The sequence below is a fragment of the Salinibacter sp. genome (genome assembly GCF_036626415.1).
In the GTDB taxonomy this organism is placed as follows: Bacteria; Bacteroidota; Rhodothermia; order Rhodothermales; family Salinibacteraceae; genus Salinibacter.
On record NZ_JAZKRW010000073.1, the window covers coordinates 1 to 15197 of the forward strand.

The window sequence follows — 15197 nt, forward strand, 5'->3', positions numbered from 1 at the left end:
GCCTGGGCCACCGACCGCGAGCACCTTGCCGAGATGGGCCGGGCGGCGGTGGCGCAGTACGAGGCGACGCCGACCTGGCCGGAGACCTGCCGCCGCATCGCGTCGTTCCTCGATCGCATCGCACGCCGCTCCCCATCAGAGTCCCTCCGCACTTCGTGACCGACCCGGCGACATACAGTTATCCGCGCTATCTGGAGGCCAAAAAAACCGTTGATGCCCGGGCCCTGAACCGGCGGGTGTGGTCGCGATTCGTTGACGAGCTGGAGGCGTCCAGCGCACCGCCGGTTCGCGTCCTGGAGGTCGGGGGGGGCGTGGGGGCCACCGTCGAACGCGTCGTGGAGGCCCTCGAGCCTCGAACGACAGACGCTCTCCACTACACGCTCGTCGACATCGAACCCGACAACGTCGAGGCTGCGCGGGGAGGGCTCCGCGCCTGGGCCGAGCGGCGAGGCTACAACGTATCAGGCGGCACGCCGCAGGTCTGGACCGGCGGGCCGGTCGAGGTGACCGTTCGGTTTGTTTCGGCCGATCTGTTCGACGTTGCGGGCGCCTACGAGGGGCCGCCCCACGATGCGGTCATTGCCCAGGCGGTTCTCGACCTCCTCTCGATCCCGGACGCGCTCGGCGCCCTGGCACCGCTGCTCGCCCCCGAGGGGCTGTGGTACCTGCCCATTCACTTTGACGGCGTGACGGCGCTGGAGCCGCAGGTCGATTCCGATCTGGATGCACGGGTCGAGCGGCTCTTTCACGAGAGCATGGCGGATCCAAGCCTGGACGGCGAGCGGGCCGGCGCGCACTGTGGGCGGCGCCTCCTTCGTCACCTCCACGACTCGGACGCCACGCTCCTGGAGGCGGGCTCCTCAGACTGGGTGGTCGTTCCGCAGGACGGCAGCTACCCCGGCGACGAGGCCTACTTTCTTCATCACATTCTGCACTTCATCGAAACGGAGCTTACGGGCCACCCCGAGCTGGACGCGGAGGCGTTTGCGGAGTGGGTCGCCACGCGCCGCCGCCAGGTCGAGACGGGAGGGCTGATCTACATCGCCCATCAGCTGGATGCGCTCGCGCGGCACCGGTGAGCGGATTTCTGGGGCCGACGCTCGTGGAGGCCCAATGCCCTGGCCCATGCAGCGGAGTGGCAAGGGGGAGGGGCCTGGGGGCGCGGGCCGTCGGGGACACAGACGGCCGCACAGACGAAAAGACGCTGCTAAATTACATCCGGCCCGCGGCACACGGGGCACTCTACGCTTTGATTTCAGTAGAGTCTTTCCCATGACGTTCCCACACAGTGATAAGAAATGCCTCTGTGGGGCGTCACGTCCCTCCACGGCCTTCTTATCCCACGACTTGACCGCCCAGTATGGCTTCCACGTTCGATGCAACCTTCACGTCCATCCACCAAATGACTCCTCGGGTCAAGCAGTACCTGCTGCAGGTTGACGGCCACACGTTTTCCTACCAGCCCGGGCAGCACACGGTCATCAGCTTCGAGCAAGATGGCGACACCGTGAAGCGCCCCTACACGCCGGTCAACCTGCCGGGGACCGATACCCTCGCCCTCGCCATCAAGCGCTACGAAGACGGCACGGCGTCGACGTGGATGGCGGAGCGCTCGGTCGGAGACCCCCTCACGCTTACGGAGCTCACGGGCAACCTACACCTCCGAGACCCAGAGCGCGACGTGGTCTTCCTGTCGACGGGAACCGGCATCACCCCGATGATCGCCATGCTGAAGCAGTACCTGCGGGAGGGCACGGGGCAGGTGGCGTTCCTTTACGGGGAGCGCACGCAGGAGGACATCATGTTCCGCGAGACGCTCGACCACCTCTCGGCCGACCACGACACCCTGCAGGTGCTCTACTCGCTCTCCCACGAGGAGTGGAGCGGCCCGACGGGCCACGTCCAGACCCACCTCGACGAGGCCCTGGGCGACGCATTCGACGATCCGCACTACTACATTTGCGGCATCCCGCCGATGGTGGTCGACACCGAAGAGCGTCTTCAGGACCGCGGCGTGGAGGAGGGCCGGATCTTTACGGAGGGCTGGGAGAGCGAAGCCGTGTAGGGCCGGGGAGGCACGGACGGGGCCCCCGACCGTGAGCGCGATGGGGATCGCGACTACACCTCTATCCCCCGTTCGCGGAGCACCGCGTGGAACGCGTCCTCGTCGAGCACCGGAATCGCGCGGGCCTCGGCCTCGTCGCGCTTGCTGCCGGCGCCCGGCCCCGCCACCACGTAGTCGGTGTTGCCGCTGACGCTGGAGGTGGCGTTTGCGCCGTGCTGCTCCACGAAGCGCTGTACCTCGCCGCGCGTCCAGTCGTCGAGGCTCCCGGTAAAGACGAACGTGAGGCCCTCCAGCGGCGCCTCGTCCGCGGCGTAGGGATTGGTGAGTGTGAGGCCCGCGGCCCGGATGTCGTCGATCACCCGCCGGTTGTCATCGTCCTCAAAGAACGCGACGATGCTGTGGGCCACCTCGGGGCCGATGTCGTCGATCTCCGTGAGGGCCGTCTCGTCGGCCGCCATCAGGGCGTCCAGGGACGCAAAGTGCTGGGCGAGGAGCCGCGCCGTGGCCGAGCCCACGAGGGGGATGCCGAGGGCGTAGATAAAGCGGTCGAGGTCCTGCTCCAGGCTCGCCGCAATCTCGTCGAGCAGGTTCTGGGCCGACTTGTCCGCGTAGCGCTCCAGGGCGAGCAGGTCCGCCTTCTCGATGGTGTACAGGTCCGAAATGTCCTCGATCAGCCCGGCGTCGATGAGCTGCTCGGCGCGCTTGTCGCCCAGGCCCTCGATGTCGGTGGCCGTGCGAGAGGCGTAGTGTTTGAGCCGCTCCCGGAACTGGGCGGGGCACGTCATGCCGCCCGTGCAGAAGGCCTGCTTTTTGTCGTCGCTCAGCACCACCTCGGCGCCGCAGACGGGGCAGGTGTCGGGGATGTGGTAGAGCGTTTCGGAGCCGTCGCGCTCGTCCTCCATCACCTTCACCACCTGCGGAATCACGTCGCCGGCCCGCTCGATGAGCGCCGTGTCGCCGATCCGGATGTCCTTGCGGTCGATCTCGTTCTGGTTGTGGAGGGAGGCCCGGGTGACCTCCACGCCGCCGACCTCTACGGGCGCCAGCACGGCCACGGGCGTGATGCGGCCCGTGCGCCCCACCTGCACGAAGAGGTCCTCGATCGTGGTGGTGGCGCGGCGCGGCGGAAACTTGTAGGCCACGGCCCAGCGCGGGTCCCGGTCGCGCACGCCCAGCGTCTCGTGCCCCGAAAAGTCGTTCACCTTGATGACGAGCCCGTCGATCTCGTACGGCAGGTCGTCCCGCACCGCCACGACGTCGTCGTAGTGGGCGAGCGCCTCGTCGATGTCGTCGCAGCGGCGGATGTGGTCTTCGCACACGCGCAGGCCCCACTCGGGCAGGGCGTTGAGCACCTCGGCGTGCGTCGCGAAGTCGCGCCCGTCGACGGGGGCGATCTCGTAGAAGAAGATCCGGAGCGGCCGCCGCGCGGTGATGTTGGAATCGAGCTGACGGAGCGAGCCGGCCGCGGCGTTGCGCGGGTTGGCGAACACCTTTTTGCCCTCCTCCTCGCGCCGCCGGTTGAAGGCGTTGAACTCGTCTTTGCGCATGTACGCCTCGCCCCGCACCACGAGCCGGTCGGGGACGGGCCGCTCGTCGTCGCGGAGGCGGAGGGGGACGCCCTTGATCGTCTTCACGTTCGCCGTGATCTCCTCGCCCGTCTCGCCGTCGCCCCGCGTGGCGGCCTGCACGAGCCGCCCGTCCTCGTAGATCAGTTCCACGGCCAGCCCGTCGAACTTCGGCTCGGCGGTGTACGTGACCGTGTCGCGGCCCAGCTCCTCGCGGCACGTCTCGTCGAAGTTGTACACGTCGGCCGCCTCGTAGACGGCCTTCAGGCTGAGCATGGGCGCAGGGTGGGTCACCGTCCCGAGCTCGTCCCGCACGACGCTGCCCACCTGGTGGGTGGGGGAGTCGGGCGTTCGAATCTCGGGGTAGTCCTCTTCCAGGGTCTGGAGCTGCCGGAAGAGGCGGTCGTACTCGGCGTCGGAGACGACCGGGTCGTCGAGGACGTAGTAGCGGTAGTTGTGGTACCGGAGCGCCTCGCGGAGCCGCTTGGCGGCGTCCCCCGCGGCTTCCGTGGAGTCGATGGCGTCGAGGTCGACCTCAGGCGTCGTGTCTACGTCGGGCATCTATTGCTTGGGGAGAAAGGAAGTATGGGGCGAAAGAAAAAGAGGAGGAAGAGGCGACCGCCGGACGTCTGCACCGTCATCTCTCGTCTGCCGCGGCCGAGATGGTTCAAATCCGGGACCGCGGTGGACGTTCGGTCGCGCTACGCCTCCGTCCGCAGCTGTTCGAAGAGGCGCTCGGTGTCGTCCTGATGGCACAGCTCAGTGCCGGGCGTCATGACGGCGGCGGCCCCGGCGGCGACCCCGAACCGCACCGCGTCGGGCAGGTCCTGGCCCCGGGCGAGGGCGACGGTGAGACCGCCCACCATGCTGTCGCCGGCCCCGACGCGGCTGGCGATGGGCACGGTGGGGGAGCGGACGTGCGCGGCCCGGTCGGCGGTGACCAGCAGCGCCCCGGAGGCGCCCATGGAGAGCACCACGCCCCTACACCAGCCGCGGTCGATGAAGGCGCGGGCGGCGTCGATGCGCTCCGCCTCGGTCGCGAGGTCGTCTCCGGCCAGCTGTTGAAGCTCGCGCAGGTTGGGCTTGAGCAGGTACCAGTCCGCGTCCATGGCCGCCCGCAGGGCTGCGCCCGACGTGTCCAGGATGGGCTTCGCCCCGAGTGCGTGGGCCGCCTCGGCGACCGCAGCGTACGTATCGTCCGGCGCGCCGGGCGGCAGGCTGCCGCTCGCGACCAGGTACTCCGGGGCGGGGTCGAGGCCCCGGAGCGTGTTCAGGCACGCGTCGATCTCGCCGTCTGTAAGGGTGGGGCCGGGCATGCCGAACCGGAACTGCCGGTCGGTCGACGTTTCGTATACGATCAGATTTTCGCGCGTCCACTCGTCGACGGGAAGGGGGGTGTGGTCGAGCGCCTCCGCGTCCAACAGGTCCTGTAGGATCCTGCCCGTGAGGCCGCCGGACGTGTAAACCGCGGTCGACTGGCCCCCGAGCCGACCGATGACCCGCGAGACGTTGAGCCCTCCGCCGCCGGGCTCGCGGCTTGGGGCCTCGCACCGCAGCTTGTCCTCAGCCACGACCTGATCGACGCGGGTGTTCTTGTCTACGGCCGGATTCAGCGTGAGCGTAACGATTGAGGGCACGGCGACAGGCGGCGTTGGAGGGTGAACATGAAAGGCGGCGAGCGTTCCGAGCCAGACTGAGGGAACGGAAGGGTCGCTGCCGCTATGCAAACTCGAAAATACCGAGAACAAAGCGGGGGCGTGTTGAAAACTGTTCGGATTGTTGGGGGGACGCCCTGGGGCGTGAGGGCGTGCCGCCGACCTGGGGCTCGCGTGCGGGGATCCGTGGGAGGCCCGCGCCGTTTGCCCGAACCGATCTTTTTCCCGGCGTCCCGCCCCGATTCTATGCGCTCTGTTGTCGCCCTGCTCACGCTGACGGCACTTCTGCTCGGGGTTGCCCCGAGCCATGCACAGGAGGAGCGCCAGTTTGGCCTCACGCTGGGAATGAATCGGGTGACGATGCAGTCTTCCGCGGCCCTGGACGGGTATTTTGTCGCGGTCGGGGGCGTTATGGTGCGCCAGCCCTTGGCCGGATCCCTCTCGGCGCAGGCGGAACTGCTTCTGAACCAGAAGGGGGCGCGGGTAGACGGAGATGAGGGCGGGGCCATCGACTACGGGGTTGGGTACCTCGAACTGCCGCTGCTCTTGCACCTGAAGGCGCCGTCGGTGCGGTCGGTGACGGTGCACGGGGAGGCCGGCGGGTTTGGGGCCGTCAAGATTTTTGAGCGTCAGACGCCGGGGGGCGGAGACGTAAACGTGTCGTTTGATGGAGGGACCTCGTTCTATCGGCGGACGGACGCAGGACTCGTGGCGGGGGTGGGCGCGGCCCTGCCGATCGGCGGTTCGCGGCTCAACCTCACCGTGCGCCGGGCCTGGGGCCTGCAGGACGTGGCCCGGGACGTCACGGAGCAGCCGTTTTCGCGGGCCCCATTCCCGTCCGATGGCGAAACGCGAACCTGGTCGCTGTTGCTCCGCCTCGGCTTTTAACCGATTCCGAACGTCGATTGCCTGCCTCGTTCTACCTTAAATCAATAACAGAACCCACGGACTGGGGCGGGCAAAAGTAGCGGTCAGTCGGCGCTGCGTGGCGATTTCTGGTCCCACAGTTCGTTTGCAAAACGGCAGTCGGCCTCTTTTCTTGAACCAATCTCCCCCCGAAGCCCTCGTCTCAGGGGATGGGGCCGTTGTTTTTGAAGATGGACGCACTGGATGCATGTACCTCAGCAAACTCGAATTGCAGGGCTTCAAGAGCTTTGCCGATGACACCACGCTCACGTTCGACCCCGGCGTGACGACCATCGTCGGGCCGAACGGGTGTGGCAAGTCGAACATTGTCGACGCGATTCGCTGGGTCATCGGCGAGCAGCGGCCCACCGTGCTCCGGTCGGAGAAGATGGAAAACCTGATCTTCAACGGCACGGCCGACCGCCGCCCGCTCGGCATGGCGGAGGTGGAGCTGACGATCGAAAACACCGACGGGGTGCTGCCCACCGAGTACTCGGAGGTCACCATCGGCCGCCGCCTCTTCCGCGACGGCACGTCCGAGTACCTGATGAACGGCACCACGTGCCGCCTGAAGGACATCACGGACCTGTTCATGGACACCGGCATGGCGGCCGACGCCTACTCGGTGATCGAGCTAAAGATGGTCGACGAGCTGGTGTCCGGATCCACCGAGGACCGCCGTCGCATGTTTGAAGAGGCCGCCGGCATCACGCGCTACAAAATGCGCCGGCGGCAGGCCCTCCGCAAGCTCGACGGCACGCAGTCGGACCTGGAGCGCATCCGCGACCTGACCGACGAGGTGAGCACGCAGGTCGAGCGCCTGGAGACCCAGGCGGAGACGGCCCAGCGGTACCAGGAGGCCGAAACGAAGCTGCGGCGCCTGGAGCTTTTGCTCACCCAGGTGGAGTACGACCGGCTCACGGAGCGGCAGGATGGGTTGGAGGCGAAAGAGACAGAGCACGCCGCCCGCGCCGAGGCCCTGGCCGAGGACGAGCGGGCGACGGAGGCCCGCCTCGAGGACCTCCGAGAGACCCTGTCGGGGCAAGAGGACACTCTGCAGGAGCGCCGCGAGGCCCTGCAGGAGCACCGCGCTCGCGTCCGAGAGCTGGAGGCGGAGCAGCGGCTGCAGCGCGAGCGGCTGACCCGCGCCCGCACCGATCGCGACGAGGCCCAGCAGGCCCAGGCGGACGCCCGCGAGCGGCGCGCTGAGCTCACCGACGAGGTCGAGCGCCTCGAAAGCGCTCTGGAGCAGGCACGCCCGGCCCTCGACGACGCGGAGGCGGCCCTTGAAGAGGCCCGTGCGGAGCGCGACGAGGCCGAGACGGCCGCCAACGACCTGCGTGAGACGGTTCGGCGGCTTCGTGAGCAGGCGGAGGCGGCGGAGGACGAGCACGCCGAACAGCGCCGGGCGCTTGACCAGCGCACGAACCGACAGGAGCTGCTGGAGGAAGAACGAAGCCGCGCCCGGACGCAGCTGGACGACCTGGAGGACAAGATGCAGGCCTTGGAGGCCCGCATCGAAGAGGCAAAGGCCGACCGGACGGCCGCCCGGGAGGCGCTTGGCGAGGCGCAATCTGACCTGGAGGCGGCGACCGCCGAGCGGGACAAGCGGCAGGAGGCGCTGGAGGCCGCCCGGGACGAGCGGCGCGACCTGGAGCGCCGCCGTGACGCCGCCGAGGCGGAGGTGGAACTCCTCGAAGGCCTCGTGGGCAGCTACGACGAATTTTCGGATGCCGTGCAGTTTCTGGCCGCCGAAAACCTCTTTGACGACCTTTACACCGTGGCCGACGTGTTGGCCTGCGACGACGACGTGCGCGTGGCCCTCGACGCGGCGCTGGGCGACCTCGCATCCTGCGTGGTCGTGCCCACCGTTGAGGAGGCCCGGGCTGCGGTCGACCGTCTGCGCGACGCGGACAAGGGACAGACGTCGTTCCTCGTCCTCGACCGCCTGCCGGCCTCGCTTCCGGCGTCCTCGGCCCCGGACGGCGCGACGCCGCTGCGGGACGTCGTCCGCACGACGGACCCGGCGTACGCCCCCCTGGCCGATACGCTGCTGCACGACTGCTCCCTTGTCGACACCCTCGACGAGGCGGAGGCGCTCGCCGATACCTCCCTCAACGACACCCGATCGGGCCGAATTTTTGCCCGCACGGGCGAGTGGGTCGACTCGAAAGGCGTCCTGCGTGGAGGGAGCCGACAAGAGGACGTGTCCCCCGCGGCCAGCCGCCTGGGGCGCCGCGAGCAGCTGGCCCGGGCCCGTGAGCAGCGGGATGAGCTCCAAGAGGCCTGCGACGAGCAGGCGGCGGCCGTGGCGGAGGCGGAGGCGGCCCTGCACGAGATCGACCTGTCGGCCCGCGAGGCGGCCGTGGCGGAGGCCGAGGCCGCCCTCGCCGACGCGGAGCAGCGGGTGGAGCGGCTCCGCTACGACCGGGAATCCACCGAGGAGCGGCGCGCCGAGCTTCGGGGGCGCCTCGACGAGGTCGACGATGCACTCACCGACCACGAGCAGGAGATCGAGGCGCTGCGCGCGGAGGTGGATGCCGCCGAAGAAAAGATGATGGTGTGCCGCGAGGACCGGGCGGACGCGGAGGAGACCCTCGCGGCGGCCGAGGACCGCGAACGGAACGCCGTCGACGCCTTTAGCGACGCGCAGGTGGCGGCCGTGGAGGCCCGGAACCGGGTCGACAACCTGGAGCAAGACCTGACGCGGGCCCGCGAGCAGATCGACGAGCTCGACCGCCGGACCGGCGAGCGACGGGCAAGGCTTGAGGACCTCGAAGAGACCATCGAGGCGGCGCTCGACACGCAGGCGGCGCTCGACGAGGAGATCGAGGCCGTCCGCGAGGAGCGGGAGGCACGGGATGAATCTGTGGCGGCGGCCGAGACGGCCCTCCAGGAGACGAAGGATCAGATCGACGAGGTGGAGTCGCGGCTCCGCACCATCCGGCAAGAGCGGGAGGCGGCCCTGGAGCAGAAAAACGAGGCGGCGGTGGCGCTCACGAAGGTGGAGACGCGCACCCAGGACCTGCTCGACAGCATAGAGGCGGACTTCGACCGGGACCTGTCGGACGATCCGGTATCGGTGCCCGACGACTTCGACGAGCAGGAGGCCCAATCCGAGGTGAAGAGCCTGCGCGGGACGATCAACGCCCTCGGCGACGTCAACCCGCTCGCGGTGGAGGAGTACGAGGACGAAAAGGAACGCCTCGACTTCCTTCAAGAACAGATGACGGACCTGGAGGAGGCCGAGGACACGCTGCTGGACACCATTCAGGAAATCAACACGAAGGCGTCGGAGCGCTTCCTGGAAACCTTCGAAGAGATCAAGGAGAGCTTCGGCACCATCTTCACCGATCTGTTCGGGGAGGGCGCCTCGGCGAGGCTGCAACTCGATGATCCGGACGCCCCCATCGACTCGGACATCGAGATCGTCGCCAAGCCGCGGGGCAAGCGGCCCGTCACGCTCGACCAGCTGTCCAGCGGCGAGAAGGCCCTGACGGCCACCGCCCTGCTCTTCTCCATCTACCTCGTGAAGCCGAGCCCCTTTTGCGTGCTCGACGAGGTGGACGCGCCCCTCGACGACGCCAATGTGGAACGCTTCATGAGCCTCGTGCGCCGCTTCGAGGACGACACGCAGTTTATCCTCGTCACCCACAACCAGCGCACGATGGACCTGTCGGACCGCATGTACGGCGTGACGATGGAGGAGCAGGGCGTCTCGACGCTCGTGGGGGTTGAGCTCGACGAGGCCGCGGAGCTGACCCAATAGCCCGATTGCGTCCACTCAGAGCCACTGTCCAGTTCAGAATGGAGAGTCTCTTCGCTGATTCGCTGCTCTCGACGGACCGCGCCGGGCTCGAGGCGTTGCTGATTCTCGGGGGCGCTGCGCTGCTCGGGGGGCTCGCCTACGCCGGGCTGCACCGTCTTCTTCGCTCCCTCACGCGGGAGGCCGACTGGACGCTGCCCCTCCGGGGCGCTCTTCTGCGGCGCAGCCGGGGCCCCCTGCGCATTCTGGTGCCCGTGCTCTGCGTCTACGCCGCCCTGCCCGCCGTTCGGGCGTCACTGTCCGCTTCGGTTCAGGCCCTCCTGGAGAATGGGCTGCGGACCCTCGTCGTTGTCGGGGTGGCCTGGGGCCTGTTGGCCCTTCTCTACGCGGTGGAGGAGGCCGTCTCGGAGCGCTACGACACGAACGCCCCCGACAACCTGAAGGCGCGGAAGATCGTCACGCAGACGCGGATCCTGCGCCGCATCGCCGCGACGGTCGTGGTCGTGGTCGCGGGCGGCATCGTGCTCATGCAGTACGAACCGTTCCGCGAGCTCGGGACCGGCCTCCTGGCCTCGGCGGGCATCGTGGGGATCGTGGTCGGCGTCGCGGCCCAGCGCACGATCGGCGACCTCATCGCGGGCATCCAGATTGCGCTGACCCAGCCCATCCGGGTCGACGACGTGGTGATCGTCGAGGGGGACTTTGGGTGGGTCGAAGAAATTACGCTCACCTACGTGGTGGTGCGCGTCTGGGACCGGCGACGCATCGTCCTGCCGATCACACACTTCGTCGAGCAGCCGTTTCAGAACTGGACCCGCACCTCGGCGGACCTCATCGGGACCGTCTTCCTCTACCTTGACTATACGGTGCCGGTGGAGGCCCTGCGCGCGGAGCTTCACCGCATTGTGGAGGCGTCGGAGCACTGGGACGGCGATGTGGTAGGCCTGCAAATGACCGACGCCTCGGAGCGGACCATCACGCTGCGCGCCATCGCAAGCGCAAAGGACGCCCCGACGCTCTGGAATCTGCGCTGCGAGATCCGTGAGAAGCTCGTCGCGTATGTTCGCGAGCACTACCCCGAGGCCCTGCCGGCACTGCGGGCGCGGGTGGGGGCGCCCGGAGACGGAGAAGCGATGCCCTCCTCGGCGTAGGCCTCAAGCGTCCTCGGACTCGCTGATTGGGGCGCGCGGAATCCGGGCCGAACGGCTCTCCCACGTCCTCGGGCCTCGAAGAAGGGAGTGCAGACAGAGGAAACGCCGGAGCCCGCCCCAGGCGGGCCTCTCAGCGTCGGAGCGGACACCTGTGCACATCCGTCTCGACTATTTGTTCGGGGCTCTCAGGCGCAGCAGGGCCTGAGCGACGCTGGCCGCCTGCTCACGGGCCCGTTCGCCCGTCTTTTCACCCTCCACTCCGAGGGCATCCCCAACCCCGAATACAGTCGCAAACCGTGCGTGTTGAAAGGACTCGGGGCGCATCTCCATGTACCCTTTCATCGGGCCGTCTCGGTGGGCGAGCCCGCTCTCCTCCAGGAGCGCAGGCGGCCGCATCGGGGGAACGACGTGGAGGAGGTCATAGGGGAGTACTTGTCGGGTTTGCGAGCGCCCTTTCGTGACGCTGAACACGGCTTCCTGGGCCTCGTGACGGACCTCGATCAGGTCGTATCCGGTGTAGACGTGAACATCGTCTTTGTCCCCGTCCCGCGAAAGGTCGTCGTAGGCCCCCTCCTTGAGACCGGTCGGGGCCGCGACGGCAAAGACCAGCTCCGTCTGGGCCCGCGTGCCCGTGTCGCGCCACAGGGATTCGGCCCGGCGAAGGATCTGAAGAGGCGCCCCGCCGCCTTTGTGGGGCGTAGAGGGAGCAGTGAAGATCGCCCGTCCCCCGCTGAAGCTGCGAATCATCTCCCACGTCCGCTCCGCTTGCTCGTAGCCGTAGACGCTACAGACGCCCTGGTCCCCCAGGCTGGACTTTAGCCCCCGAATTCGATCCCAGAGCGTCTCGATGCCGAGGGCGACGACGAGGTGCTCGTAGCGCACCGCCGTCCCATCGTCCATGTTGACGATCTGCTCGTCGGGCTGAATCCCGGTGGCGCTTTTCTGTATCCAGGTGGTGGCCGACGGAATGTTGGCGTGCCTGGGGGAGCGGGTGTCCGCCTTGTCTCGGCCCTCCGTGCCTACGCGCACCCACTCGGGCTGGTCGTAGTGGTAGGGCGACGGCTCGACGAGGGCAGTGTCGGCGGCGAGGCCGGCGTCGCCCAGAGCGTTGAGAACGGCACTTCCCGCGGCTCCTCCGCCCAGCACGACGATGGGGAATAACGGCTCCTCTTTCGCAGTCATGGGGGCACGGGGGACGAGTGGAAGCAGAGACGAGATCGTGAGGAAAACTGATGCTCCGTCCAGGGACAAAGTTGCCGGGCACGGAGGGTTTCCTGAAGGGGACTCCATGGGGAAGAGCCTGTTTCGACGCGGAGCGAACGAGCCCCCAGAAGCCCCTGTGGGCCATTCTATCGAGCGACGAGCAGGGCGCTCGATCGGGAGGCAATGGCGTAGTGCCCCTTCTGGCCGGATGGGTCCAGGGGAGAGTCTTCTCCCAGCGGATGAATGTCGTCGGGCGGAGGCCGGGATGTGTCGGCCTTTCGGGCCCAGGTCCGGCCGCCAGGGAGAAGGGGCAGTTCGAAGGACGCTGCCTCGGCACCGGCGTTGAAGAGCAGTAGCACAGTGAGCCCTTCTTGCCCTGGAAGATAGCAGCCGATGGCCCGGGCTTCCGGGTCGTCCCACGCCGGGGGCTGTCCGTCGGGGCCGATCCAGCGGAGCGCCTCGTCCGTGTAGAAGCCAGCGTGCCGAAGGGGAGCGTAGGCCTTCCGGGCCGCGATGAGCTCACGCGTGAAGCGGTGCATCTCGTCGTGCGTCTCGCGCCGGTCCCAGAGCCACCAGCCGATCTCATTGTCCTGGCAGTAGGCATTGTTGTTGCCAAACTGGGTGCGGCGAAACTCATCGCCGCCCAGCAGCATCGGCACCCCGTGGGAGAGCAACAGGGTCAGAAGGAAATTTTTGACCTGTCGTGTGCGGACGGCCTCGATCTCGGGGTCCTCCGTCGGGCCTTCTACGCCGTAGTTCCGGCTGTAGTTGGCGTCGGTGCCGTCGCGATTGAGCTCGCCGTTGGCTTCGTTGTGCTTGCGCTCGTAGCTGACGAGGTCGTTAAGTGTGAAGCCGTCGTGACTGGTGACGTAGTTGACGCTCGAGTCGGGCCCTTTTTCGGCATTGCCGTAGAGATCCGAGCTGCCGGCGAGGCGGGAGGCAAAGTCCCCGAGCATCCCGGCGTCGCCCCGCCAGAAGCGGCGCACGTCGTCCCGAAAGCGTCCGTTCCACTCCGACCACCGGTTGTGGAAGGCGCCCACCTGATAGGCGCCGGCGGCATCCCAGGCCTCGGCGATCATCTTGACGTCGCGCAGCACCGGGTCGTTTGCAATGCGGTCCAGCAAGGGCGGATCGGCGAGGAGACGTCCCTCCTCGTCGCGGCCGAGCACGGAGGCGAGGTCGAACCGGAAGCCATCGACGTGCATCTCGACCACCCAGTACCGCAGGGCATCCAGGATGAGGTCGCGCACCACGGGGTGGTCGGCCTTTACGGTGTTGCCGGTGCCGGTGTAGTCTTTGTAGACGCGCGGGTCGTCTTCCAAGAGGTAGTAGAGCTGATTGTCGAGCCCCCGCCAGCTAATCGTAGGGCCCCGTTCGTTCCCCTCCGCGGTGTGGTTGAACACCACATCGAGGATGACCTCGATGCCGGCCTCGTGGAAGGCCTTGACCATCTCCTTGAACTCGCGAACCTGCCCGCCCCGGTGGTCGTCGTGGGCGTAGAACCCGTTTGGGGCCATGAAGGCCGCAGGGTTGTAGCCCCAGTAGTTGCGCAGCGGCTCGCCGGTGTGCGGGTTGATGCGGTTCAACTCGTGCTCGTTGAACTCCTGGACGGGCATCAGCTCGACGGCCGTGACCCCGAGGTCCGTGAGGTAGGGAATTTTTTCGGTGAGCCCGCGAAAGGTCCCGGGGGACTCCACATCGGCGCTCTCGTGGGCGGTAAAGCCGCGAACGTGTAGCTCGTAGATAATGGTATCCCGCCAGGGGTGCTGGAGGGACTGCGTGTCCTCCCAGCCGGTCCGACGCTCCGTCACGACGCATTTGGGGGCCTGCTGGGCGTTGTCTGTCGTGGAGCGAGACAGGTTTTGCTCTGAGGCCTCGGGGTCGTAGCCGAGAGCCGCCTCGAAGTCCCAGTCGTCGAGGTGCGTAATTGCGAGGGCATACGGGTCGATCAGGAGCCTGTGCGGGTTGAAGCGGTGTCCCTCGTGCGGGGCGTACGGCCCGTCGGCCCGATAGCCGTAAAGCTGGCCGGGGCCAACGCCCTTGATCCAAATGTGCCAGATGTCGCCCGTGCGGTGTCGCTCGGGAAGAAGTTCAACCCGGTGCGTAGGAGCCATGGCCTCCACCTCGTCGTACAGCTCGATCCACACTCGGGTCGCATGGCGACTGACGACGGCAAAGTTCGTCCCGCCTTCTCGGGCGTGTACGCCGAGGGGGAGGGGAAGGCCGGACTCGGTGGGGAGCGGCGTGTCGGCCTGTGGGGGGGCGAGAGACGAGGGGAGGGGCGAATCGGTGTTCATGGCCGAGACGGGCGGGCGAACAGGGACTTTGGAAACGATGCGTGCCGAAGACTCCCTTTTTGCATCACAATCTTGGACGTTCAATTCAAGAGCCTATAACGTACTTGTTACAACACGCGGATCCAAGTCTCTAAGGCAAGGGGCTCCAGGCGGGCCCGATGGCCGACCTGTATGCCTGGGAGGGCGGGGCGGACGTGGGAGCCGTTTCAAAGTTGCCCTCTCTCCGCTCGCACACCGGAGCAGAACTGTCCGTTCCCGGTTCTGGACGCCCTGCAACTGAAGTGCGGCACCAGAAGTCGAAGCGCCTCCTGCAGTTGTCCCCGTGGCGGCCACCCTTTGTGTCCTCGCAAAACGCCAGTTGCGCACGATTTGAGCGTTGAGGCATCCCTCTTGAAAGGAGACGCGTTTGGGGAGCCAGGACTCACGACTCGTTTGAGACAGGGCAAGTTTGGAGTTGGAATGGATTTGGATGTTCTGGGGGCAAACAGGATGTCTCCGTCGGGACTGCAGGCCACTGATGCCTGTGTTAAGAGCTCTGGCCTGCACGGGCATCTGGCCTGCACGATTGAGCGATCCATGCGTCTGCATC

The 15197-nt window shown here is 67.4% G+C and carries 9 protein-coding genes; 5 read left to right on the forward strand and 4 right to left on the reverse strand.

Annotation, left to right across the window (positions count from 1 at the left end; translation table 11 throughout):
- Window positions 1-155: 155 nt before the first annotated feature.
- Window positions 156-1079, forward strand: a complete 924-nt coding sequence (locus tag V5A20_RS09125) for a class I SAM-dependent methyltransferase (protein ID WP_332327179.1) — start codon at window positions 156-158, stop codon at window positions 1077-1079.
- 281 nt (window positions 1080-1360) lie between these two features.
- Window positions 1361-2065 (forward strand): ferredoxin--NADP reductase, encoded by a 705-nt coding sequence (locus tag V5A20_RS09130; protein ID WP_332316100.1) that lies wholly within the window; start codon window positions 1361-1363, stop codon window positions 2063-2065.
- A 53-nt stretch (window positions 2066-2118) separates the two neighbouring features.
- Here V5A20_RS09130 and ligA read toward each other — a convergent pair whose 3' ends face one another.
- Entirely contained in the window at window positions 2119-4191 is a 2073-nt protein-coding gene (gene ligA / locus V5A20_RS09135; protein WP_332327180.1) for an NAD-dependent DNA ligase LigA, read from the reverse strand.
- 140 nt (window positions 4192-4331) lie between these two features.
- A complete protein-coding gene (locus V5A20_RS09140) occupies window positions 4332-5267 on the reverse strand; it encodes a 1-phosphofructokinase family hexose kinase (protein WP_332327181.1) in 936 nt (311 codons plus the stop codon).
- Between the two features lie 264 nt (window positions 5268-5531).
- Between V5A20_RS09140 and V5A20_RS09145 the strand changes: the two genes are divergently transcribed.
- The 3 genes from V5A20_RS09145 (at window position 5532) to V5A20_RS09155 (ending at window position 11108) form a co-directional block, all read left to right on the forward strand.
- Window positions 5532-6173 (forward strand): porin family protein, encoded by a 642-nt coding sequence (locus V5A20_RS09145; protein ID WP_332316103.1) that lies wholly within the window; start codon window positions 5532-5534, stop codon window positions 6171-6173.
- A gap of 226 nt (window positions 6174-6399) precedes the next feature.
- On the forward strand, window positions 6400-9960 hold the full coding sequence (smc, locus tag V5A20_RS09150) for a chromosome segregation protein SMC (RefSeq protein WP_332327182.1): 3561 nt from the start codon (window positions 6400-6402) through the stop codon (window positions 9958-9960).
- A gap of 38 nt (window positions 9961-9998) precedes the next feature.
- Window positions 9999-11108 (forward strand): mechanosensitive ion channel family protein, encoded by a 1110-nt coding sequence (locus V5A20_RS09155; RefSeq protein WP_332316105.1) that lies wholly within the window; start codon window positions 9999-10001, stop codon window positions 11106-11108.
- A gap of 168 nt (window positions 11109-11276) precedes the next feature.
- Here the strand turns inward: V5A20_RS09155 and V5A20_RS09160 are convergent, their stop codons facing one another.
- On the reverse strand, window positions 11277-12290 hold the full coding sequence (locus V5A20_RS09160) for an FAD/NAD(P)-binding oxidoreductase (RefSeq protein WP_332316106.1): 1014 nt from the start codon (window positions 12288-12290) through the stop codon (window positions 11277-11279).
- A gap of 167 nt (window positions 12291-12457) precedes the next feature.
- A complete protein-coding gene (gene glgX, locus V5A20_RS09165; RefSeq protein WP_332327183.1) occupies window positions 12458-14608 on the reverse strand; it encodes a glycogen debranching protein GlgX in 2151 nt (716 codons plus the stop codon).
- Window positions 14609-15197 lie beyond the last annotated feature (589 nt).